Raw genomic sequence first — 20,342 nt, forward strand, 5'->3', positions numbered from 1 at the left:
GTTACCACCCTACTACATTACCACTCAAGTTTCCATGGAGTCGGATGCAACACTTTTTCGTCAGCTAAGGGCTTCCACCACCACTCGTTTTCGAGATACCATTCCACAGTCTTTCTTATCCCTTCCTTAAAGCTGTGCTTGGGTTTCCAACCCAATTCTTCTCTTATCTTTGAGGAATCTAAACTGTATCTTATATCGTGTCCCGGTCTGTCTTCAACGAACTCGATCAAGCTTTCATCCTTACCTATGAGATCAAGAATAGTTTTCACGACTTCCAAGTTTGTCTTCTCTTCTCCACTTGAGATATTGTATATCTCACCTTTCTCTCCTTCCCTCATCACCAAATCTATTGCTTCACAGTGATCTAAAACATAAATCCAGTCTCTGACGTTTTTGCCAGTTCCATAAATGGGCACCTTTAGATTCATCGATGCTCTAATAACTGTCTTAGGAATCAGCTTCTCTGGAAACTGATAGGGTCCATAGTTATTTGTGCATCTCGTAATCATAGCGTGCAATCCGTAAGTCCTTACATAGGCTAAAACGAACATATCTGCAGCAGCCTTACTCGCTGAATATGGTGAAGAAGGTTTTAACCTATCTTCCTCTTTAAAAGAACCTTTTATAATATCCCCATATACTTCGTCTGTACCAACATGAACGAGCTTAGCATCTGGATTATTTTTTCTTATAGCTTCTAATATCGTAAAAACTCCAATGACATTACTCTGCAAGAAAGAATATGGATTAGATATGCTTCTATCAACGTGTGATTCAGCTGCATAATTCACCACAATGTCAACATCTCTTACAAGCTTAGACATCAGCTCATAATCTGAAATATCACCTTTTACAAAGGAGCATCTTTCATCGTTCTTGACATCTCTCAGATTGTTCGGGTTTGATCCGTATTTTAGGGCATCTACATTAATAACTTCAATATCCGAATACTTATCCAAGATATACCCTATGAAGTTGCTTCCTATAAATCCCAAACCACCTGTAACCAGCACTTTCATGCTATCACAACACAATGTCTGAATTGTCGCCAACTATAAATCTATATCCTCTCGGTTTGGAATTGCACTCCTGAATCTTAACATTTCTACCGATCAAGCTTTCGACAAATCTTCCAGCATTTATTATCTTGCTTCCGTCCATAATAACGCTATCCTCTATTTCAGTCCCTTCTATCTCGCAGTTGTTGCCTATAGATGTATAGGGGCCTATGTATGAATTTACGATCCGACAGTTCTTACCTACAACGCAAGGTCCCTTAATAACAGAATCTTTTATCACCGTCCCAGACTCAATTACAACTCTACCCATAATCCTTGAATTCTCAGCTTTACCCTCATTTTTTGGCTGTATATCATCCAAGATTAGTCTGTTTGCCTCCAATATGTCTTCTGGCTTTCCTGTGTCTTTCCACCATCCTTCAACAATCGACGCCTCAACCCTGTAGCCGTTATCGATAAGCCATTGGATTGCATCTGTAATCTCAAGCTCATTACGCCAAGAAGGTTTGATGTTCTTACAAGCCTCTATAATTATGGGTTTAAAGAAGTATACTCCAACTAAGGCATAGTTAGACGGTGGAACTTTGGGCTTCTCTACTAGCTTTTTCACTCTACCATTTTCATCTAACTCAGCAACACCAAAACGCTGAGGTTCATCAACCTCTGTAAGCAGGATGAGTGAATCAGGATTCAACTCCTTGAACTTGTTAGCATGATCAACAATACCACCTCTAAGGATATTATCACCCAGATACATTACGAATTCTTCGTTATCAAGAAATTCCTCAGCCACTAAAATCGCATGTGCCAAACCCTTAGGTTCACCCTGGTATATGAATTCTATTTCCGCATCCCAATCAACTGAATTAACTGTTTCCATGACCTGCTCTTTGTTCGGACCTACGATGATTCCTATGTCTTTTATCCCGGCTTCTATTACGTCTTCTATAGCATAGAATAAAACTGGCTTGTTCGCTACCGGAATGAGCTGTTTCTGTTGAGAATATGTCAGGGGACGGAGGCGAGTTCCATGTCCACCGGAAAGAATCAGAGCTTTCATAGTATCACCTCAACTTACGACACTTAGGAGTTAATAAATTTATGGTTAAGTGCACAACATCTTAAACTTATCACCCAAGAACTTCTCAATCCAGCTCTTTGCAAATGATATTGACTTTGTCAGTTTTTTGAAGGCCTTAGCAATCGTCTCCTTCAGTTCTTCCTTATTCAGCGGAGATGTCTCAGAAACAACTCTTTTAACGCTCTTCCAGACGTTTTCAATTGGATTCAAATCTGGAGAATAAGGAGGGGGGTAAACCGGCATAATATTCAGCCTCTCAGCCTCTTCTCTCACCTTCTTAGCATGATGCGTCCTGAAATTGTCTAAAATGATTACGATCCTTTTTTCAGGATTTGCTTCCATTATCCTCCTGAGAAAAGACACGAAATCTTCAGCCTTGTTACTCTCAGGAAACTCTATCAAGCTTTCTCCGTTCAAGCTGTAGAATCCTGAAACCTTAGCTTTGACGTACGTGGCAACCCTTTTAACCGGCTTTCCAAAACTCCACAGCCTTGCTGTATTTGCGTTTGCTTCAACAGCCATCTCATCAACGAATCCTATTACGTCATCGCCGATTTCAGCCTCATCTAAGTTTTTTTAAAGTGTCTTCTGCATTATCTGGTTTCCTGTAGTCCTTCTGATAGGGCTTGGCGTACTTCATGCCAAAAGATTTTAGAATTCTCCTAACTTGCCATGAAGAGTAAGAAACTCCAAACTCAGCCTCAATTAGCTCCTGAACTTCTTTCGTCGTCCATTCTCTCTCCTTGAGTATTTCTTTCAGTTTCTCTTTTTGCTCTTCCGTAAGTTTGGAGGGTCTTCCTCCTCCAAACTCCGGAATTAAGCCTTCGTAGCCGCTGGAATTCCATCTCTTAAGCCATGCGTAGCCTGTCGCTTTCGTAACTCCTACTAAGTCGGCAGCTTCCTCAACGCTCATCCCTCTATAGAGGTGTCTTATGAAGTAAAGCCTCTTCAGAATCCTCGTGTCTTTTTCGAGCTTTTTGATCCTTTTATCGAGTTCTTCTGGTGGCAAGTGCTTTACGACTTCGTAAACTCGCTTTCTGCCCATGTATTCGGTTTGTTATTTTTAGTATAAATAGTTTTGCTCAGGACAATAATACTTTTGAGAGAAGCGACACACTCACCCCATCAAAAGCTACTTGTGCTCATGGCAGAGATGATTGAGCATGGGCATACACACCATCGGGATAGAGAGCACGGGAGAGGTACAGCTGATAGACATCACCCCTCAGGTGGAGGCGCTGTGCAGCCACATACAGGAGGGGGTGTGCGTGGTGTTCACCCGACACACCACCTCTGCCATCGTGGTCAATGAGAACGAGGAAGGGCTAAAGAGAGACTTCATCAGCACCCTCGATACACTGATACCAAAGGACAGAGGATACGCACACGACCGCATAGACGACAACGCCCACTCGCACCTGAAAGCGATGCTTCTGCCCACGAGCGTGAGTATTCCAGTGCACGATGGAAAGCTGATGCTGGGCACATGGCAGAGGGTGTTCTTTGTGGAGCTGGACGGTCCAAGGAGCCGAAGGGTGCTCGTGAGCATCATCAGAGCCGCGTGATTCTCACCAGCGAGAGGACTGGCACGTCATCCACAGCGTCCAGCCCACGCTTGTCTATGAGAACGGCTATCGCGATGGGCTTGGCACCCACTCGCCTGAGCTCGTCCACCATCTCTTCCATCGTGGTGCCGCTGGTGATTACATCGTCCACGACCACACAGGTCTTGCCGCTCACGTCCGCAAAGTTGCGGCTGAACGCCCCCTCTATCTTCTTGCCATCCTCAAACTGCTTCTTGGGAGTGTATACCGCAAGCTTGCATCCAAGAGCATCTGCCACCATTGCCCCTATGGGCACGCCGCTTAGCGATATGCCCACCACGACCTCCACATCGCCATCCTCCGAAATGCCTTCCTGAACGAGGTCAGAAAGGGCCTCGCACATCAGCGAGAGCCTGTATGAGCTCTCTCCGATGGCACTCCAATCCACCGAGATGTCCTTTGGGGCAACCACGCCCCCCTTTGGGCGGGTGAGCAGCCACGTCGCCGTATCCTTCGAGATGTTGAGCTCATCGGCAATCTGCCCAACCGAAAGCCCCTTTTCGCGCAGGAGCACTGCCCTCTCAACCAGCTCGTCTATCCTCCCCATCTCATCACCTCAAAACCTCAAAGCCCGTACTTCTCAAGCTCCTTCATCACGGGACCTGCCACGTCCGTGAACACCTGCACTCCAGATGTCCACATAACGAGCTTTAGCGTTTCGATTATCTCCTGCCTCGTGGCACCGAGCTTGACGAGCCGCTCCACAATCTTCAGAGCGCTCTCGATGTTGTTATTGGATGCCGCGATGGCGAACGCCATGAGGTGCTTGTACTTCATGGGGATGTCCCCCTCACTCCATACCTCGATGTACAGTGAAGAGAGGGCATCGCCCAGCCCCTCATCCATCTTTTCGGCATAAGCAATCGCCCTTGGCATAAAGCCCTTCACGCGTCTTACCTCTTCAGCGCCTCCAGCCACATCGACCACCATTAAACACTAAAGGCTCATGGGTTATAACACTTAACACTCAGAGCATATGAATGCCCCCGAGAGCATATGAATGCCCCTGCCACACTCCTGTGTGCACCAGCGCCCTCGTGCTCACATCCTTCTTGTGGGTACACGTCTAAAACCTCTCAATCTCGTGGCGCTCTATCTCAGGGCGTTTTCTCTCGAGAAACCTGTACACTGCACTGTGGGGAGCTCCGTCCAGCAGCATGCCGATGGCCCTGCGTGCCACCTCTATCTGGTCCGCATAGCCAATCATGCTCACAGTCTTGCCATACACCGAGAGCATCACGTGGGTATTGGCTTCGATTGCCTCCCTCATCCTCCCATTCTTTCCGATAATCCTGCCAGCGAGCCTCTTTTGGCCCTTTGGGGATGACTCCACCTCCGAGAGGTCGATGGAGTCGAAGTAGAGCATCTCATCGTCCAGGAGGGTCAACGCCCTCTCTGGAGAAAAGCCCCTTCCTATCGCCCTTACCACATCCATCGCCCGCATCGCCTCAATGGGGTCAGAGATGTTCACTATCTCCACCTCTCCGGTCTTCGAGTCCACATGCAGCGTTGCACCCACTCGCTCCTCGATAAGCCGCTTCGTGCTGCCCTTTTCCCCTATGAGCACGGCAATGCGCTCGGCGGGTATCTTCATGCTCCATCCTCCCTCACTCTGCGAAGACACTCGTCCACACTGTAGCCCAGACCCTGCCGTGTGGCATATCTCACGATGTTTTCCACATCCCTTTCGAGCAGTTCCCCTGCGCGGGGGTGGTCTGTTAGCACGCCCTGCGCCATGTCGATGATGATGGGCTCGAGGGTCTCTGGGTCAATCAGCACATTGTACTCGCTGAGGTCGCCATGCACCAGCTTTGCCCTGTGGTAGAGAAGGGACACATACTCGAGCAGCGTTTCCACCACGCCCTTAGCCTCCTGCTCTGTGAGAGGAACATCCTTGAGCTGAGGATGGGGTACCTCATCTTTTCCCAGAAACTCCATTGTGAGTATGTTCTGGTAGCAGTCATACACCTCTGGCACCCTAACACCCACTCTGGCAGCGCTCTGGAGGTTTTTGTACTCCTTTCTCGCCCACGCGAATATGATGTGCCGCTTGTCCCGCTTGATGCCCGCAAACCGCCTGTCTGCGAGGATGTAGTCCTTCATGGCGTTGAAGTTGCTCGTGGTAATCATGTATATCTTTACCGCCATATCTCTCCCATCTCGCCGTGCAAAAAACACATTTGCCTCCTTGCCAGCGTTGATGACGCCACCGAGGGCATCGAGCTTTCCCCTGGCAGAGAGCCTGTACAGTCCCATCAGCGTCTGGGTATCGAGCACCTCGCTCTCCACTTTAAGGGCATCGGAGTCCTTTCTCCTTATCCTCAGCTCATCTAGCACCCTATCCATCCTCACCATACGGTCCTTGGAAAGCCCGTCTCTCTTGCCCCTCATGCTCTATCTCATATAGCTCTATCTCATGTAGCCCATTCTCTGTAGCCAGTCCACCTGTGGGCCCGTGTATCGCCACACGATGTCTGCCTTCTCGTCCTGAAATGACCATGGCACCGCAATGACGAGGTCTCCCTCACGCACCCATATCCTCTTCTTCATCTTTCCCGGAATTCTTCCCATCCGCATCTTGCCATCCATACACTTGAGCATCACCCTGTTGGAGCCGAGCATGCTCTCCACTATGGCGAGTATCTCTCCCTCCCCCTTTCTGGGTATGCGTACCCTCTGCAGCTCCTCATGAACATCATCGTTCTTCCTCTTCAGGCTAACACCTCCAGAGCACTCACAAATATGCGGGGGTGAGTATGTAAAGGTTTAGGTGAGATGGTACATCGACAGCTATATAACTCATGAATGTACAAGCACTGTCCCCTAACAACGTTAATCCATGGAGAGATGGTGCATGTCAGAAGGTGTGTTCTATCCAGCGGGCGAGGCACAGATCACGAGGGCAATCGTGGACGAGTTCACACAGATGCTCTCCGAATGCATAGAGAATGATGTCATCGTTGTGGGAGCGGGGCCCAGCGGGCTGGTTGCAGCCATGGAGCTTGCAAAGGAAAGGGTGGATGTGCTCGTTCTCGAGGCGAACAACTACCTCGGTGGTGGCTTCTGGCTCGGGGGATATCTCATGAATAAGGTGACGATAAGGGCACCAGCCCACGAGCTCCTCGCCGACATTGGCGTGCCCCTGAAGCAGCACACTGAGGGTGTGTATGTGGCAGATGGGCCTCATGCATGCTCAAAGCTCATAGCTGCGATGTGTGAGGCGGGCGCCAAGGTGCTCAACATGACGAGATTTGATGACCCTGTGCTGAGGAATGGGAGGGTGGAGGGCTGTGTGGTCAACTGGAGCCCTGTGGCCAGCCTTCCAAGACAGATTAGCTGCGTCGACCCCGTGGCCCTCGAGGCGAAGGTGGTGATAGACGCCACAGGGCACGATGCCGCCGTGGCCCGCACGCTCTCGGAGAAGGGGCTCCTCGAGATGGCGGGCACTGGAGCGATGTGGGTGCAGCAGTCCGAGGATGCGGTGGTGGAGTACACTCGGGAGATATTCCCGGGGCTGATAGCCACGGGCATGGCGGTGTCCACAGTGTTCGGACTTCCAAGAATGGGGCCCACATTCGGAAGCATGCTGCTCTCAGGAAAAAGGGCTGCAGAGGTCGCACTGGACATGCTGAATAGCAGAGCCCTCAGGACCCAGCAGCACTAATCCATCCTCAGGGTGCATCCCGCACCCTGTCCCAACCCCTCGTCCACCCTCACCGAAAGCTCTGTGATATTGGGCATGTGGGACAGCCTCTCTTTGAGCAGCCTGGCGATGTGGGTGCACAGCGCCTCAGAGCTCACCGAGTTCAGGGGTAGCACTACCACGTCATCCCTTGGCAGCACATAGCGCTTTTTGGTATCCCGAACCACCACCTCGCACTCTCGCTCCCCGAGCGTGATGTCCAGCCTGGGGTCGTTGGCGGCTATGAGAATCCTGTGGTCGAGAGAGTCGCATATGCTTCGCACCATGCCTTTCAGCTCAATGAAGTCTATCACAAACTCGCCTCGCGGCTCCCCCGACAGCCTAACACTCACGGCGAACGTATGGCCATGAAGACACCCGCACGTGGGATGGCCAGGGATGAAGTGGCATGCAGAGAACCTGAGCTTTGCCCTCCAGCCATCGAGCTCCACGAACACGCTCATCCGATGTACCTCAGCTCGTCGTTCCTCGGCGTAAGCTCTGGGGGAATCTGCGCCTGCTCCATCTCCCTGACCTTGGCCACGATCATCTCCATCTCCTTTGCCCTCGCATCGAGCTCCCCCATGCTCATCTCTATGCCAAGCAGCTTGGTGAGCACCCTGAGCACTGCTCTGGCGCTCTTGGGGTCCACCATATAGCCAGAGGTCACGCCCATGAGACACGCAGCTGGTATGTGCCTCTCCATCGCAAGCCCGAGCATCAGGCCAGAAATGCCCACAATGCCTCCCGGTGGCTCTCCGGGCTTGAACTCCACACCAGCGGCCTCCAGCTCGTCCCGTAAGGAGACGTCATTCATGGCGCCGAGCACCACCTCGTCCTCCACGAGCTGTCCCACGCCATACCCACCGAGGGTGTATATCCTCCTCACATTCATCTGCTGGGCGATGTCGAGCACGAGGTTGCATATCTCGTAGTGCCCCTCGGCAGTGGTGCTCTGGTAGTCCCCCACCAGTATGAGCAAATCCTTGCCATCCACGTGCTTGTAGTATAGGTCGTTCTTCACCAGCCTCACGGTGCAGTCCTCCTGCACGAGCACCTGTGGCGGGAAGTGATGGGAGGTAATCTCCAGCACGTGCTCGGCCTTGAGCTCGTCCACCATGTGCTCTGCGACGAGCTTGCCCACGTGTCCAACCCCTGGCAGCCCCTCTATCAGGATGGAGCTTTGGGGAGATATCTGTTTGATTGTCTTTATGATTGTGGTCATATCAGAGCTCCCTTGAGTGTGCCTCTTTGAGAAGCATCCTTCTGTATCTGCCATACCTGTCCTGTGGGGAGAACCTCGCTGGTCTGGAAGAAGCGGTGGCTGTACCGCACACGGGACACATCTCCTTCAGGGTATAGCGCCCACACGCTGGACACCTCAGTATCTTGGACCTCATGCTCCAGCACCTCACGCAGGCTCATTGTAGCGCATGAACTTACCACTTCCGCCCTCAGCCACAATGTAGTCGATCGCCCTCTTTGTCGCCCTTCTGAGCACATTCTCGGCGAGCTTGTAGTTCGGGGCTATCACCTTCACACGGTATCTTGGAGCTCCCACATACGTGAGCTCCAGCGAGACTCCACCCTCCTCCACCTTGAGACATTCGTCGAGGGCTCGCTTGATGATGTTCACCCCGTCCGGGGCATCCGAGGAGAGGTCGAGGTAGCCCGTGATATTTACCTGTGGTGCCTTGATGTTCTCTGCAGCCACGGGGGCTATGCCCTGTGCATACTCCTTTGGAACGCCCACCTCCACCAGCGCCTCTGGTCCCCTGAGAGCTACCTCCTCAAACGCCAGATACAGCAGACCAAACTTTTCCCTCAAGAGAGCCTTGAGCCTTGAGACCTCCTCATCTGAGAGGGAGTGCTCTTCTGCAAAGAACGAGAGCCATTTCTCTGCCTTCAGCTCGTTCTTCCACTCCTGTATCTTGGTGCGGCGCTGATGCTCGTTGACGTCCTTTAAGGACAGGTCTATGTGGCGCTTGTGCCTGTCCACGTGGAGCACCTTGCACACGACCTTTTGCTGCTCTCTCACGTGATCCCTGATGTACTTCACCCATCCAGAGGCGACCTCTGATATGTGGATGAATCCCTCCTTGCCTCCGTACTCCTCGAGCTCCACGAACGCTCCAAAGTCTGCCACCTTCTTTACGGTGCACACCACAAACTCGCCAGGCTCTGGCCAGTATTCCTCCTCCATCGTTTCACTCCAGTACCTCGACGATGGTGGTCTTGATGTCTGCCTTGCCGCCCGTTGGCTCCACGAGCGTCCTTCCGCACACCGAGCACCTGACGACGGTGCTGGCGCTGCCAAACACTATCATCTCGTTTTCGCAGTCCACACACTTGACCTTGAGAAACCTGCTCCTGGGCCCTGCGCTCATGCTCCACCTCACACCAGCTCGAATCTCTTTACCCGAAAGCCCTCCCTCTGGTGGGCCTTGCCGCACTCCTTGCACCTGTACCTGAGATAAACCCTCTTCGTGGGTTTATCTCCTCCAGGGACCTTGGAGAACTTGCCAGCATTGCCTATGCCCTGCTGTCTTTGCTTTTGCCTGACAATGCGCGTGAACGGCGAGGGTTGACCCTTTTTTACCTTCTCCACAGTGTGCTCTGTGTGCCTTCTGCACGAGGGGCAGTGTGTGTTTATTATCTTGGGCATCTTCATCGTGATTCACCTTCCGGAGTGCTGATAGAATACCCTTCAGCATGTATTGCCACTGCAAGACCTCTATTTATGAGTACCTTTGCATTTGGAGTTGGAACGGTAGCCACATCCTCTCTTCCGAGAGTATAGATGCGTCCATCGCTACCCAGGAATGTGGGCACAGCCTCCAGTGCTCTCACCACAACATACTTCTCATTTATATCACTTTTGGATGAGGGGAAGAGCTCGGGCTGGACACCCTCTGGCTCTGGGTGCGATGCGCTATCACTGGATGATGGTGTCTGCTGTGCATCCAGTAGCTGCTGCCTTGCCCTCACGATTATGGCGAGCACCTCCTGATAGACTTCCCTTTCCTGCTCTGTCATGCACTCCACCTCGCTCGCCAGCCCCTCCCACTCAGAGGTCGCACCCATCACCGCAAGCCACACGATCCTGGCCATCCTGTTTCTGAACAGCTGCTTGAGCTGTCGCCTTGCTGTCCTGAGCTGGTCCGAGAGCATGCGCGCCTCTCTCGAGCCCTGCTCACACTCCAACAGCTGCCGCTCGAGGTCACAAATCAGCCGCTGCGCGTCCGCATAGAAGCTTGGGCTCTTCAGCCTGCAGAGTCCCTCCCTCTCCCTCGAAAGCCTTGCTACCTCTCCAATATCACTCACTGTGAACGACTCTTCCATCGAACGCGCTATTGAGATACCCTTTATATATATTATCACCTCAGTGCCCGCATGCAACACATCCCCATCACAGACAACCACATCCACCTGTCCCCAAGGGGGCTTGGAGTGGAGGCGATGAGGCAGTTCGAGCGTGCGGGTGGAACGCACGCCATCGTGGTGTGCCTTCCATCGTGGACGATGGGCGTGAAGATAGAGAAAGCCAGCGACTTCAGGAGGGTGTGGGAGCCCACCCTACGGCTGGTCGAGCAGACCAACGCCACCACGTGTGTGCGGGCACATGCCGTGCTCGGAGTGCATCCAGCAGAGCTGCCCCCCCTCGCAGAGCGCATGGGCCTTGAGAGGGCTGTGGACATCATCAAAGGGGGGCTCGAGCTTGCAGCGCTGTGCGTGGAGGAGGGGCTTGCGGTGGGCATAAAGAGCGGAAGACCGCACTGGCAGGTGAGCGATGAGATGTGGGAGGCCTCGTGCGCACTGATGAGGCATGCGATGGAACTCGCAAGAGATGTGAGGTGTCCTGTGCAGCTGCACACCGAGTTGAGCCCCCGGTGCCTTGAGGATGTGGGCTCGATGGCGAGAGAGGTGGGGCTCCCTCCCCACAGGGTGATAAAACATTACTCACACCCCCACATAGACGACTTCCGAAGGGCAGGAGTGTTTCCCAGCGTGCTGTGTATCAAGGGGGCGGTCGAGACAGCTGTCCAGCAGGGAAGCGACTTCTTCATGGAAACCGACTACATCGACGACCCATCGAGGCCGGGGGCAGTGCTCGGACCAAAGACTGTGCCAAGACGCACCCTTGCGCTGCTCGAGGGAAATGAGGAGCTGTTCTGGAGAGTGCACGTGGACAACGTGGAGAGGACATATGAGATAGAGGTGGACGGGTGAGAAGTACGGATGACAGTAGTCATGAAGCAGGGATTTCTCTGAGTTGCTTGCTTTGTAAGCTTCTCAACTTCTTGTCGCAAGGAGGAGCCATCCTCACCACGGCATTCATCGAGTTTCACCGAAAACTTTATATAGGTGTATTCCGCAATATACAACCAGAAATTGACAACTGTAGGTTAACAACAGGAGGTGATGCAAGATGGTGAGGAGGAGACCGTTCAGGGGGTTCTTCAGAGACTGGTTCGAGGATTTCGACATCTTCGATGAGATGGACCGCATGATGGAGGACATGATGGAGAGGATGTGGTCAAGGACTGTGGAGTGGGGTGAGCCCATAGTGTATGGATTCTCCATGGAGATTGGCCCAGACGGTGTGCCAAGAGTGCAGCACTTTGGCAACGTGAGACCCACGGGCAGGGGCATCGTCGAAAGCGGTGTGAGAGAGCCGTTCACGAGCACGATGGTGGACGAGAACGAGAACGTGCTCAAGGTCACGGTGGAGATGCCCGGCGTGAGCAAGGAGAACATATCACTCTCTGCCACTGAGAACAGCCTCACGATAGAGGCAAAGAGCGATGATGGCAAGAGAAAGTACTACAAGGAGCTTACCGACCTGCCGACAGTAGACCCAGACAGCGCAGAGGCAGTGTACAACAACGGTGTGCTTGATGTGACTCTCAAGCTGAGGGAAGCTCCCAAGGAGAAGGGCAAGAGCATCCAGATCAAGTGAGGATGCTCCCCTTTTGCTCTCCTTTTTTTGAGGTGAAGGTATATGGACACGCAGGAGATGTATGTTAAGGTAGCTGAGGCTAAACCTCAGGATGCGGGCAGGGGCCTGATAAGGCTCGACCCGTTGGTGGCAAAGGAGCTTGGTATACGGTCTGGAGATGTGGTCAGGCTCACTGGAAGAAAGAAGACCGCGGCCATCGCATGGCCAGGCTACCCCGAAGATGCCGGAAAGGGCATCATCCGGATGGACGGGGCAACGAGAAGGAACGCCGGATGCAGCATAGACGACAAGGTGAAGGTCAAGAAGATTGAGGCAAAGCATGCCCAGAAGGTGATGCTCGCGCCCACAGAGCCGCTGCGCATAATGGGTGGAGAGCAGTACCTGTCCCAGATTCTCGAGGGCAGGGTGATGATGCGTGGTGATGTGATAGAGCTCAACATCATGGGCAGAAAGATAGAGCTCGTGGTCACTGGGCATCAGCCGCCAGCCGAGGCGGTAATCATGAGCTACTCCACAGAGGTTGTGCTCTCTGAAAAGCCAGCCAAGGAGGAAGAGGTCAGGAAGATTCCTGCCATCACGTATGAGGACATCGGTGGCCTTGAGGACGAGATAAAGAAGGTGCGCGAGATGATAGAGCTCCCGCTCAAGCACCCAGAGCTGTTCGAGCGGCTCGGCATAGAGCCTCCAAAGGGTGTGCTGCTTTATGGCCCGCCAGGCACCGGCAAGACCCTGATAGCCAAGGCGGTCGCCAACGAGGCGGGTGCGCACTTCATATCATTGAGCGGACCAGAGATAATGAGCAAGTTCTATGGAGAGAGCGAGCAGAGGCTCAGGGACATCTTCGAGGAGGCTCAGCAGAATGCCCCCTCCATCGTGTTCATGGACGAGCTGGACTCCATCGCCCCAAAGCGTGAGGAGGTCACGGGCGAGGTGGAGCGGCGCGTGGTGGCGCAGCTGCTCGCCCTGATGGATGGGCTCGAGGAGAGGGGTAAGGTGGTGGTCATCGGAGCCACCAACCGCCCCAACGCCCTCGACCCGGCTCTCAGAAGACCGGGCAGGTTCGACAGAGAGATTGAGATTGGCGTGCCCGACAAGGAGGGCAGGCTCGAGATACTCCAGATTCACACGAGGGGAATGCCGCTCTCGGAGGACGTTGACCTCGAAAAGCTCGCAGAGATGTGCCACGGATACGTGGGTGCAGACCTTGCGGCCCTTGCCAAGGAGGCGGGCATCCGTGCGCTGCGCAGGGTGATACCAGAGATTGACCTCGAGGGGGAGACAGTACCGGCAGAGGTGCTCAACAAGCTGACGGTCACGTGGGACGACTTCTATGAGGCATATAAGGAGCTGCAACCCTCTGCGATGAGGGAGGTGCTCATCGAGAAGCCAAACGTGCGCTGGACAGACATCGGTGGGCTGGATGATGCCAAGCAGGAGCTCATAGAGGTAGTGGAGTGGCCGTTGAAGTACGGAAGGCTGTATGAACGTCTGAAGACGAAGATTCCCAAGGGCATAATGCTCTATGGGCCCCCCGGCACCGGCAAGACGCTGCTCGCCAAGGCGGTGGCTGCCGAGAGCGAGAGCAACTTCATCAGCGTGAAGGGGCCAGAGTTCCTGTCCAAGTGGGTAGGCGAGAGCGAGAAGGCGGTGAGAGAGACCTTCAGAAAGGCAAGACAGGCTGCTCCGTGCGTGGTGTTCTTCGATGAGCTGGACGCCATCACACCCACGAGGGGCGGTGGCTTTGGGGACTCTCACGTGACCGAGAGGGTGATTTCCCAGATGCTCACTGAGCTCGATGGCATCGAGGAGCTCAACGACGTGGTGGTCATCGGAGCCACCAACCGCCCAGACATCATCGACCCAGCACTGCTGAGGCCTGGAAGGTTCGACCGCATGATATACGTACCTCCGCCAGATGAGAGCGCCAGAAGGCAGATATTCGAGATACACACACGGGGTGTGCCCCTCGCCGAGGATGTGGACTTCGAGAAGCTCGTGAATCAGACAGAGGGATACACGGGTGCGGATATAGCGGCGGTGTGCACCGAGGCGAAGATGCTCGCCATCCGAGAGGCGATAGAGGCAGGAAAGACGTCAGAGGAGGATGTGAAGGACCTCAAGGTGGCAATGAAGCATTTCACAGAGGCGCTGGAGAAGGTAAGGCCCATCCCCAAGGATGAGCTGGAGAGGTACATGAAGATAGCGGAGGGGTTCAGGCAAACCTGAGCCCCTCCCCAAAGAGGGATGCCTATGGCAGAGGAGGAGCTCACGCTGGACACACTGCTAAAGCTGGTGGAAAACCCCATCAGAAGACACATCCTGACCAAGCTCGCACAGGAGGAGATATACCCCCTTCAGCTCTCCAAGGAGCTCAGGGTGAGCCAGCAGGCGGTGTCCAAGCACCTAAAGGTGCTCGAGCAAGCCGGGCTGGTGGAGTCGTACTTCGAGAAGAGCAGCTCTGGGCCACCACGGCTGTACTACCGTCCAGTGAGGCACTTTCTCATCAACATCTCCTTTGGGCCAAGCCTGTTCGAGGCAGAGATGTACGAGCTGGAGGACACGCCCTCTCTCGATGGAGGAGTGGAGCAGGTGTTGAACCCAGAGGAGGAGCTAAGACGCCTCCACGACTATATGGAGGAGCTCAACAGGCAAAGGTATGAGCTGTTTTTGAAGAGGTGCAGGCTCATGCGCAGGCTCAGAAGCCTGAAGAATGCGCTGAGGGTGGAAGAGTCTCAAAAAGGCGAGCACTCCAGCCACCCACTTGATGCGCCGATGGATGCGTGAGCTAATACTTCTGGACGCTATCGAAGTCCCTATCCGGCGTGTAGTCTGTGTCGTTCACGATGGTGCATATGCCCCCGCAGCTGGGACACGTGTCCAGGGGAGCCTCACCCCTGTAGGTGTATCCACAGTTGGCACACCTCCACCTGATATCCATCTTCCCTCCTTCCTTCGGAGAGAACTCGTCATCACAGCTCTCTCTCCAGTCGAGCTTCTCCACCCTTTCGTAGGTGTGCTCCTCCCCGCACTCCTCACACACCGTGGGCATCTCTTCCGCCTGCACGATGTGTCCACACGATGTGCAAATCCACTCCACCATTGGGCATCCCCACATAGTGTGTACTGCCACTTAATAGCTTTTTCAGTGCATTCACATTCTCATTTGTCGGGGGTGGGCGTCCCCACAGGAGTGCGTGTTGTGGAAAAGAATCCCCTCGTGCGCCTGCACAGGTACACCAGAAACAGCATAATGGGCACCTCTGTGAGCACCCCCACGACGGTGGCAAGGGCTGCTCCACTCGCCACACCGAATAGAGTGGTGGCAACGGCAATCGCCACCTCAAAGTGGTTGCTGCCCGCTATGATGGCAGTGGGGGCAGCATCCTCGTATCCCAGTCCCACAGCCTTCGAGAGCACATACGCCAGCACAAACACCACGATGATGTTCACGAATATGGGCACCGTTATCATGCCGATTATTAGGGGCAGCTGCACGATCTTGTCTCCCTGAAAGCTGAAGAGCACCACGAGAGTGATGAGAAGGGCGATGATGGAGAGTGTGGAGAGCTTTGGCACGAGCTTCGTCTCGAACCACTCAGTGCCCTTTTTCCTGATGGCATGATGTCTTGTGAGCCAGCCAGCAATCAGAGGTGTCACGATGTACACCAGCACCGCAAGGGCAATGGTTTCCCATGGCACCACGATGCCCGATATCCCGAGCAGCAGCGCAGCGAGCGGCGCATACAGCACCACCATGGTGAGGGAGTTTATCGCAGTCATCACCAGGGTGTGTGCCATGTTGCCCTCCGCAAGATAGCTCCACACGAGCACCATCGCCGTGCAGGGGGCAACGCCCAGGAGAATTAACCCTGCCCTGTACTGGGCAATCTCCTCTGGCCCAAGAAAGCCACCGAACACCACTGCGAGGAAAAGCCATGCAAAGAAAGCCATCGTGAAGGGCTTTATCGCCCAGTTCATGAAGAGCGTGGCGCCTATGGGTCTCGGAGAGGTGGCTGCCCGCTTCACATCCTCAAAGCTGATCTGCACCATTATGGGGTATATCATCCAGAACAGGCAGACTGCTATGGGCACGGAGATGTGGGCCACCTCAAAGCCCGCCAGCGCATGGAAAAACTCTGGAAACGCCTGCCCGAGGGCAATTCCCGCCAGAATGCACAGCGCCACCCACACCGTGAGATACCTGCCCCAAATCCCAAGCCTTCGCTCCTCTGCCATGGTGCTCACATCCTAACTTATTAGCATCTGTTCATATTAAGAAAGTATTATTTAACCATATCGTTGAGTAGGACAGGGAGCGCCCCTGAATTCGTGCCTTGGCACAAACAACATTGTTTGAAGAATGAATGCGCAAGCCTCGGGGGGGATTTGAACCCCCGACCTAGTGATTACAAGTCACTCGCTCTGCCGAGCTGAGCTACCGAGGCATCGGGTGGCACATAGTTGCAACGCACTTGGATATTAGCTTAACGATTCGATATCAACACATTTAAAAACCGGGCGTAAATAATGGCTATTAGCTCCCGGGGGTTTGCATGGACCTTGAGACCTACTACATCGCCGCTCTGACGCTCATTCTCGTCGTGGGTATGGGAGCACAGGTGTTTGGAAGGTTGACGAGGATTCCCAGTATCCTGATACTGCTGCTCATCGGCATCCTCGCAGGTCCAGCTGGGTTCAACTTCGTGAGGCCAGAGCTGTTTGGAGAGGGTATCAGGGCCATTGTAGCCATCGCCGTGGTCATAATAGTGTTCGAGGGAAGCATCAACATCAACATTGGGGCACTTGGGGCACTCTCAAGGGGTATGCTGCTGCTCGTGGGGCTCGGCTCCCTCATAACGTTTGTGGGCTTCACACTAACAGCCCACTACGTGGCTCAGCTCAGCTGGCCCATCTCTGCCCTGCTCGGCTCCATACTCACCGCCACTGGCCCCACGGTAATCACACCCCTCGTGCGCCAGAGTCACATAAAGCACAGAGTTGCCAAGCTGCTGGAGTTTGAGGGGGTGTTCAACGATGCCATCAGCATAATCCTCGCTGCCACTGTGTTTGAGTGGGTGCTGTTTGAGAGCGGGTTGCATGGAGGGCTATTCTCCCTCATTTTCAGGTTGCTGAGTGGACTTGGCATCGGTGTTGCGGGTGGTCTGGTGCTCAGGTACGTGCTCTCCAGCGAGAGCCTCAAAAAGCAGACAGCAAAGCTGTTCACGCTTGCCTTCATATTCATGCTGTACACCATCTCCGACCTTCTGGCAAGCTCCTCTGGGCTTCTGGCAGTGGCATCGTGCGGGCTGATGGTGGGGGTGAGCACGTGCACGCTGGTGAGAAGCGTGGATGTGCATCACAAGGAGAGCATCAGGGAGTTCAAGGAAGACCTCACGGTAATCCTGATTGCGGTGATATTCATCCTGTTGGCTGCCTACTTCAGACCCGAGCACCTCGTGGTAATCGGATGGAGAGGGGTCGTGGTGGTGCTCATGCTGATGTTCGTGATTCGGCCCATCGCAGTGCTCACCTCCACGTATGCCTCCCACGAGTTAAGCTTAAAAGAGAGCCTGTTCATATCGCTCACAGGGCCAAGGGGCGTGGTTCCAACCTCCATGGCGGTGTACTTTGCCATGAGGCTCACGAACAACCCAATGGCCACCTCCATCATGGTGGGAATGGTGTTTCTCACCGTGATATTCACCGTGGTGTTTGCGAGCGTGTTCACAAGGCTCGCAGCATCGAGGATGGGGATGGTCTCGATGGAGATGTGCATAGTGGGTGGGGGCTCGATTGGAAGGATACTCGCCGAGAGGTTTGTCAAGCGGGGAGAACGGGTGGTGGTGATAGATTCAGAGGAGGAGAACTGCCGCATCGCAAAGCAGCTGGGTGCGGAGGCGGTTCACGGGGATGCCGCCGAGGTGAGGGTGCTCAAGAAGGCGGGCATCCAGAGGGCAAAGTACCTGATAGTGACCACCAATCTGGACAACACCAACCTACTGGTGTGCCAGCTCGCCAAGAGCAAATTCGGACTGGATGGGGACAGGATAGTGGCCCGTGTGAACAACCCCGAGAACCTCAAGGCATTCAAGGACATGGGCGTGAGGGCGATGAGCCCTGCCCTCTCCACCGTGATAACGATTGAGAACCTGATAGACAGGCCCGACCTCCTCTCCACCGAGGTCTCGATGGAGCTGGATATAGTCGAGCGCAGGTTGAGCAATCCAGAACTGTTTGACAAGCCCATAAGGGAGCTCGCGCTCGATGAGTGCCTCGTGATTCTCGTGAAGAGGGGGGAGGAGTCATATGTTCCCAAAGGCGACTTTGTGCTAAAGGAGGGCGACTACATCACACTCATAGGAAAGGGCAGAAATGTGCGAGAGGCGGCAGCGCTCATAGGATAGCTTAATCATCACGCTTAGGGGCTCGCCTCCTACTCGCCTCCTATATAGCTATATCATCCCTGAAAACACTCTTCTGGCTGGACCCTCCATGTACACACCATCTGGCTCAAACGACACCGTGAGCGTGCCGCCCTTCGTGATGACACGTATCTCGTCAGAGTGCACCCTTCCCGTGCGCCTCGCGGCTGCCGCACACGCCACCGAGCCCGTGCCGCAGCTTAGCGTTTCTGCCTCCACGCCCCTCTCGAACGTCCTCACCCTGAGGGTGCTGCCCTCCACGAGGGCAAAGTTCACGTTGGTGCCCTCTGGAAAGGCGCTGCTCCAGCGGATGGGTCTCGCCCTCCTCTCTATGTCGAAATCGAGATTCTCCACGAACACCACCGCATGGGGCACGCCCGTGTTCAGGGCGCACACCCTCTCCCCCTCGAGCAGCTCGTCGAGCATCTCACGCTTGGAAAACAGCACGGGCACCCGCTCACAGGAGAACTCGGGAGTGCCCATGTTCACCCTCACGAGGAACTCTCCATCGTGCTCTCTAAAGCTCACGTGCCTTATGCCAGCGCCCGTCTCCACGGCACAGCTCTCCCCAGAGATATATCCATGCTCATACGCACACAGCACCGCACAGCGCAGCCCGTTTCCACACATCTCTGCCTCCGAGCCGTCCTGCTGAAAGAGCCTCATCCTGAAGTGTGCCATACTGGAGGGCTGAATGAACAGGATGCCATCTGCCCCTATGCCCATCCTCCTATCACAGTAGATGGAGGCGAACTGGGGCTTTTGCTCCTCGGGCACCACAGAGCGCTCCATCTCATCTATGACCACAAAGTCGTTTCCGTTGCCGTGCACCTTCTCGAAGCACACACCCTCGAACATCTCAACCCCTCGTTATGAGCTCTGGGTCCACAGTTGCCCTCACGATGCGGGGAAGACTGCCAAACATCGCCACCCTGTCGCCCTTTATCACCATCGCCCCACTGATACGCTTACCTCTCAGGGGGTCAAACACCTCGTCCGAGAGCTCACCCACCACCTCGTTGCCCAGCCTCGTGGCTGCGGCATCGGCGATGGACACGTCGTGAGCGAGCACCGTTGCCGCATCAGCCATGCCAAAGCTGATGGAGTGCCCCAGCGTTCCAGAGGACGTGCATATCCCCAGCACGCGGCTCGTGGGCTGAAGCTCGAACGCAAACCCCTCGACGGCAGAGGTGCCAGCATATATCCCAATGCACAGCGGCTCGTCGGCGATGAGGGCAATGTCCCCCCCGTTGTCCACCACGGCGAGCGTTGCCCCCTCATCCCTCATCGCCTCAGCTGCTAAGGAGGCAATGGTGCCCGCCACCGCAGCCATTGGACCCACCCCCATGTGCCATCCAGCCTCTGCCATCCTGTGCACCACCTCGGGAGCATCCCTCTCCACATCACAGGGCTCGAGGGTGATGGCAAAGAACGGGTGCCGCTGGATGTACCCCTCGAGCTCTCCTCTGTGGTGCACTATGGCAGATATCGCCACAGCTATGTGCTCTCTCTCCCTTGCGAGGATGCTCACAGATGTCTGCTTCAGTCTGAACGTGTGCCTGATGTACATCGGC

At 54.4% G+C, this 20,342-nt stretch carries 26 protein-coding genes and 1 tRNA gene; 7 read left to right on the forward strand and 20 right to left on the reverse strand.

All coding sequences use genetic code 11. The features are described 5' to 3' along the window. Positions 1-17: 17 nt before the first annotated feature. The 3 genes from rfbB to BP07_RS08515 form a co-directional block, all read right to left on the reverse strand. Positions 18-1,019 (reverse strand): dTDP-glucose 4,6-dehydratase, encoded by a 1,002-nt coding sequence (rfbB, locus tag BP07_RS00410; protein ID WP_042684280.1) that lies wholly within the window; start codon positions 1,017-1,019, stop codon positions 18-20. Positions 1,020-1,023: 4 nt separating this feature from the next. Then, the gene (locus BP07_RS00415) at positions 1,024-2,079 is read right to left on the reverse strand and encodes a glucose-1-phosphate thymidylyltransferase (protein WP_042684281.1); all 1,056 of its coding nucleotides are present in this window, start codon (positions 2,077-2,079) and stop codon (positions 1,024-1,026) included. Between the two features lie 45 nt (positions 2,080-2,124). Beyond that, a protein-coding gene (locus BP07_RS08515) for an IS630 family transposase (RefSeq protein ID WP_157203009.1) occupies positions 2,125-3,145 on the reverse strand; the annotation gives its coding sequence in 2 pieces (ribosomal slippage) (positions 2,125-2,676 and positions 2,678-3,145; 1,020 coding nt in all). A 118-nt stretch (positions 3,146-3,263) separates the two neighbouring features. Between BP07_RS08515 and BP07_RS00430 the strand changes: the two genes are divergently transcribed. Then, on the forward strand, positions 3,264-3,665 hold the full coding sequence (locus BP07_RS00430) for a secondary thiamine-phosphate synthase enzyme YjbQ (RefSeq protein WP_042684287.1): 402 nt from the start codon (positions 3,264-3,266) through the stop codon (positions 3,663-3,665). On the opposite strand, the gene BP07_RS00435 is transcribed toward BP07_RS00430, so the two are convergent. From BP07_RS00435 to eif1A, 5 genes are all read right to left on the reverse strand, one after another. Then, entirely contained in the window at positions 3,652-4,251 is a 600-nt protein-coding gene (locus tag BP07_RS00435) for an orotate phosphoribosyltransferase-like protein (protein ID WP_042684288.1), read from the reverse strand. The two genes, BP07_RS00430 and BP07_RS00435, sit on opposite strands and share 14 nt — an antisense overlap. Positions 4,252-4,268: 17 nt before the next feature. Beyond that, entirely contained in the window at positions 4,269-4,634 is a 366-nt protein-coding gene (locus BP07_RS00440) for a carboxymuconolactone decarboxylase family protein (RefSeq protein WP_042684289.1), read from the reverse strand. A gap of 136 nt (positions 4,635-4,770) precedes the next feature. Then, positions 4,771-5,298: a KH domain-containing protein gene (locus BP07_RS00445; protein ID WP_042684290.1), complete on the reverse strand. Its 528-nt coding sequence runs from the start codon at positions 5,296-5,298 to the stop codon at positions 4,771-4,773. Then, a complete protein-coding gene (locus tag BP07_RS00450) occupies positions 5,295-6,095 on the reverse strand; it encodes a serine protein kinase RIO (RefSeq protein ID WP_042684291.1) in 801 nt (266 codons plus the stop codon). The genes BP07_RS00445 and BP07_RS00450 overlap by 4 nt, the downstream gene beginning before the upstream one ends. An 18-nt stretch (positions 6,096-6,113) precedes the next feature. Beyond that, positions 6,114-6,419, reverse strand: a complete 306-nt coding sequence (eif1A, locus tag BP07_RS00455; protein ID WP_084174005.1) for a translation initiation factor eIF-1A — start codon at positions 6,417-6,419, stop codon at positions 6,114-6,116. Positions 6,420-6,558: 139 nt separating this feature from the next. Here eif1A and BP07_RS00460 point away from each other — a divergent pair, with 139 nt between their 5' ends. Next, the gene (locus BP07_RS00460) at positions 6,559-7,368 is read left to right on the forward strand and encodes a sulfide-dependent adenosine diphosphate thiazole synthase (protein ID WP_042684295.1); all 810 of its coding nucleotides are present in this window, start codon (positions 6,559-6,561) and stop codon (positions 7,366-7,368) included. On the opposite strand, the gene BP07_RS00465 is transcribed toward BP07_RS00460, so the two are convergent. The 7 genes from BP07_RS00465 to BP07_RS08235 are packed head-to-tail and all read right to left on the reverse strand — an operon-like array spanning position 7,365 to position 10,728. Continuing rightward, positions 7,365-7,850: a 6-pyruvoyl trahydropterin synthase family protein gene (locus tag BP07_RS00465; RefSeq protein ID WP_052353045.1), complete on the reverse strand. Its 486-nt coding sequence runs from the start codon at positions 7,848-7,850 to the stop codon at positions 7,365-7,367. The genes BP07_RS00460 and BP07_RS00465 overlap by 4 nt on opposite strands. After that, complete coding sequence (locus tag BP07_RS00470) at positions 7,847-8,611, reverse strand: proteasome assembly chaperone family protein (RefSeq protein ID WP_042684297.1); 765 nt, start codon at positions 8,609-8,611, stop codon at positions 7,847-7,849. The genes BP07_RS00465 and BP07_RS00470 overlap by 4 nt, the downstream gene beginning before the upstream one ends. Position 8,612: 1 nt before the next feature. Further along, positions 8,613-8,786, reverse strand: coding sequence for an RNA-protein complex protein Nop10 (locus tag BP07_RS00475; RefSeq protein ID WP_042684300.1), 174 nt, complete (start codon positions 8,784-8,786; stop codon positions 8,613-8,615). An 11-nt stretch (positions 8,787-8,797) separates the two neighbouring features. Continuing rightward, positions 8,798-9,589: a translation initiation factor IF-2 subunit alpha gene (locus BP07_RS00480; RefSeq protein WP_042684302.1), complete on the reverse strand. Its 792-nt coding sequence runs from the start codon at positions 9,587-9,589 to the stop codon at positions 8,798-8,800. 4 nt (positions 9,590-9,593) lie between these two features. Next, on the reverse strand, positions 9,594-9,773 hold the full coding sequence (locus tag BP07_RS00485; RefSeq protein WP_042684304.1) for a 30S ribosomal protein S27e: 180 nt from the start codon (positions 9,771-9,773) through the stop codon (positions 9,594-9,596). An 8-nt stretch (positions 9,774-9,781) separates the two neighbouring features. Then, positions 9,782-10,057, reverse strand: a complete 276-nt coding sequence (locus BP07_RS00490) for a 50S ribosomal protein L44e (RefSeq protein ID WP_042684307.1) — start codon at positions 10,055-10,057, stop codon at positions 9,782-9,784. Continuing rightward, complete coding sequence (locus BP07_RS08235; RefSeq protein ID WP_157203010.1) at positions 10,054-10,728, reverse strand: hypothetical protein; 675 nt, start codon at positions 10,726-10,728, stop codon at positions 10,054-10,056. Before BP07_RS08235 ends, BP07_RS00490 begins: the two co-directional genes overlap by 4 nt. Before the next feature lie 51 nt (positions 10,729-10,779). On the opposite strand from BP07_RS08235, the gene BP07_RS00500 reads away from it, so the two are divergent. The 4 genes from BP07_RS00500 to BP07_RS00515 all read left to right on the forward strand — a co-directional run bounded on the left by BP07_RS00500 (position 10,780) and on the right by BP07_RS00515 (position 15,130). Beyond that, positions 10,780-11,616: a TatD family hydrolase gene (locus tag BP07_RS00500; protein ID WP_042684309.1), complete on the forward strand. Its 837-nt coding sequence runs from the start codon at positions 10,780-10,782 to the stop codon at positions 11,614-11,616. 199 nt (positions 11,617-11,815) lie between these two features. After that, positions 11,816-12,346 carry an archaeal heat shock protein Hsp20 gene (gene hsp20, locus BP07_RS00505; protein ID WP_042684310.1) on the forward strand — a complete coding sequence of 177 codons (531 nt, stop codon included), beginning with the start codon at positions 11,816-11,818 and terminating at the stop codon, positions 12,344-12,346. Between the two features lie 42 nt (positions 12,347-12,388). Then, on the forward strand, positions 12,389-14,572 hold the full coding sequence (locus BP07_RS00510; RefSeq protein ID WP_042684312.1) for a CDC48 family AAA ATPase: 2,184 nt from the start codon (positions 12,389-12,391) through the stop codon (positions 14,570-14,572). Positions 14,573-14,596: 24 nt separating this feature from the next. Beyond that, positions 14,597-15,130 carry an ArsR/SmtB family transcription factor gene (locus tag BP07_RS00515; RefSeq protein WP_052353047.1) on the forward strand — a complete coding sequence of 178 codons (534 nt, stop codon included), beginning with the start codon at positions 14,597-14,599 and terminating at the stop codon, positions 15,128-15,130. Between the two features lies 1 nt (position 15,131). Here the strand turns inward: BP07_RS00515 and BP07_RS00520 are convergent, their stop codons facing one another. The 3 genes from BP07_RS00520 to BP07_RS00530 form a co-directional block, all read right to left on the reverse strand. Then, a complete protein-coding gene (locus tag BP07_RS00520) occupies positions 15,132-15,446 on the reverse strand; it encodes a rubredoxin-like domain-containing protein (protein ID WP_042684315.1) in 315 nt (104 codons plus the stop codon). Positions 15,447-15,505: 59 nt separating this feature from the next. Then, on the reverse strand, positions 15,506-16,582 hold the full coding sequence (arsB, locus tag BP07_RS00525) for an ACR3 family arsenite efflux transporter (RefSeq protein WP_042684316.1): 1,077 nt from the start codon (positions 16,580-16,582) through the stop codon (positions 15,506-15,508). 135 nt (positions 16,583-16,717) lie between these two features. Next, positions 16,718-16,791, reverse strand: a tRNA-Thr gene (locus BP07_RS00530). 108 nt (positions 16,792-16,899) lie between these two features. Here BP07_RS00530 and BP07_RS00535 point away from each other — a divergent pair. Next, the gene (locus tag BP07_RS00535) at positions 16,900-18,750 is read left to right on the forward strand and encodes a cation:proton antiporter domain-containing protein (RefSeq protein ID WP_042684318.1); all 1,851 of its coding nucleotides are present in this window, start codon (positions 16,900-16,902) and stop codon (positions 18,748-18,750) included. Between the two features lie 48 nt (positions 18,751-18,798). On the opposite strand, the gene dapF is transcribed toward BP07_RS00535, so the two are convergent. Beyond that, a complete protein-coding gene (gene dapF, locus BP07_RS00540) occupies positions 18,799-19,626 on the reverse strand; it encodes a diaminopimelate epimerase (RefSeq protein WP_042684319.1) in 828 nt (275 codons plus the stop codon). Between the two features lies 1 nt (position 19,627). Continuing rightward, positions 19,628-20,338, reverse strand: a complete 711-nt coding sequence (locus BP07_RS00545; protein WP_052353048.1) for a UPF0280 family protein — start codon at positions 20,336-20,338, stop codon at positions 19,628-19,630. Positions 20,339-20,342: the final 4 nt, after the last annotated feature.

It is taken from the genome of Methermicoccus shengliensis DSM 18856, assembly GCF_000711905.1.
Classification (GTDB): Archaea; Halobacteriota; Methanosarcinia; order DSM-18856; family Methermicoccaceae; genus Methermicoccus; species Methermicoccus shengliensis.

Excerpts from the sequence above, each read along its gene's own strand:
- rfbB (WP_042684280.1), bottom strand. The coding sequence starts at position 1,019 with ATGAAAGTGCTGGTTACAGGTGGTTTGGGATTTATAGGAAGCAACTTC.
- BP07_RS00415 (WP_042684281.1), bottom strand. The coding sequence starts at position 2,079 with ATGAAAGCTCTGATTCTTTCCGGTGGACATGGAACTCGCCTCCGTCCC.
- BP07_RS00430 (WP_042684287.1), top strand. The coding sequence starts at position 3,264 with ATGGGCATACACACCATCGGGATAGAGAGCACGGGAGAGGTACAGCTG.
- BP07_RS00435 (WP_042684288.1), bottom strand. The coding sequence starts at position 4,251 with ATGGGGAGGATAGACGAGCTGGTTGAGAGGGCAGTGCTCCTGCGCGAA.
- BP07_RS00440 (WP_042684289.1), bottom strand. The coding sequence starts at position 4,634 with ATGGTGGTCGATGTGGCTGGAGGCGCTGAAGAGGTAAGACGCGTGAAG.
- BP07_RS00445 (WP_042684290.1), bottom strand. The coding sequence starts at position 5,298 with ATGAAGATACCCGCCGAGCGCATTGCCGTGCTCATAGGGGAAAAGGGC.
- BP07_RS00450 (WP_042684291.1), bottom strand. The coding sequence starts at position 6,095 with ATGAGGGGCAAGAGAGACGGGCTTTCCAAGGACCGTATGGTGAGGATG.
- BP07_RS00460 (WP_042684295.1), top strand. The coding sequence starts at position 6,559 with ATGTCAGAAGGTGTGTTCTATCCAGCGGGCGAGGCACAGATCACGAGG.
- BP07_RS00465 (WP_052353045.1), bottom strand. The coding sequence starts at position 7,850 with ATGAGCGTGTTCGTGGAGCTCGATGGCTGGAGGGCAAAGCTCAGGTTC.
- BP07_RS00470 (WP_042684297.1), bottom strand. The coding sequence starts at position 8,611 with ATGACCACAATCATAAAGACAATCAAACAGATATCTCCCCAAAGCTCC.
- BP07_RS00475 (WP_042684300.1), bottom strand. The coding sequence starts at position 8,786 with ATGAGGTCCAAGATACTGAGGTGTCCAGCGTGTGGGCGCTATACCCTG.
- BP07_RS00480 (WP_042684302.1), bottom strand. The coding sequence starts at position 9,589 with ATGGAGGAGGAATACTGGCCAGAGCCTGGCGAGTTTGTGGTGTGCACC.
- BP07_RS00485 (WP_042684304.1), bottom strand. The coding sequence starts at position 9,773 with ATGAGCGCAGGGCCCAGGAGCAGGTTTCTCAAGGTCAAGTGTGTGGAC.
- BP07_RS00490 (WP_042684307.1), bottom strand. The coding sequence starts at position 10,057 with ATGAAGATGCCCAAGATAATAAACACACACTGCCCCTCGTGCAGAAGG.
- BP07_RS08235 (WP_157203010.1), bottom strand. The coding sequence starts at position 10,728 with ATGGAAGAGTCGTTCACAGTGAGTGATATTGGAGAGGTAGCAAGGCTT.
- BP07_RS00500 (WP_042684309.1), top strand. The coding sequence starts at position 10,780 with ATGCAACACATCCCCATCACAGACAACCACATCCACCTGTCCCCAAGG.
- hsp20 (WP_042684310.1), top strand. The coding sequence starts at position 11,816 with ATGGTGAGGAGGAGACCGTTCAGGGGGTTCTTCAGAGACTGGTTCGAG.
- BP07_RS00510 (WP_042684312.1), top strand. The coding sequence starts at position 12,389 with ATGGACACGCAGGAGATGTATGTTAAGGTAGCTGAGGCTAAACCTCAG.
- BP07_RS00515 (WP_052353047.1), top strand. The coding sequence starts at position 14,597 with ATGGCAGAGGAGGAGCTCACGCTGGACACACTGCTAAAGCTGGTGGAA.
- BP07_RS00520 (WP_042684315.1), bottom strand. The coding sequence starts at position 15,446 with ATGGTGGAGTGGATTTGCACATCGTGTGGACACATCGTGCAGGCGGAA.
- arsB (WP_042684316.1), bottom strand. The coding sequence starts at position 16,582 with ATGGCAGAGGAGCGAAGGCTTGGGATTTGGGGCAGGTATCTCACGGTG.
- BP07_RS00535 (WP_042684318.1), top strand. The coding sequence starts at position 16,900 with ATGGACCTTGAGACCTACTACATCGCCGCTCTGACGCTCATTCTCGTC.
- dapF (WP_042684319.1), bottom strand. The coding sequence starts at position 19,626 with ATGTTCGAGGGTGTGTGCTTCGAGAAGGTGCACGGCAACGGAAACGAC.
- BP07_RS00545 (WP_052353048.1), bottom strand. The coding sequence starts at position 20,338 with ATGTACATCAGGCACACGTTCAGACTGAAGCAGACATCTGTGAGCATC.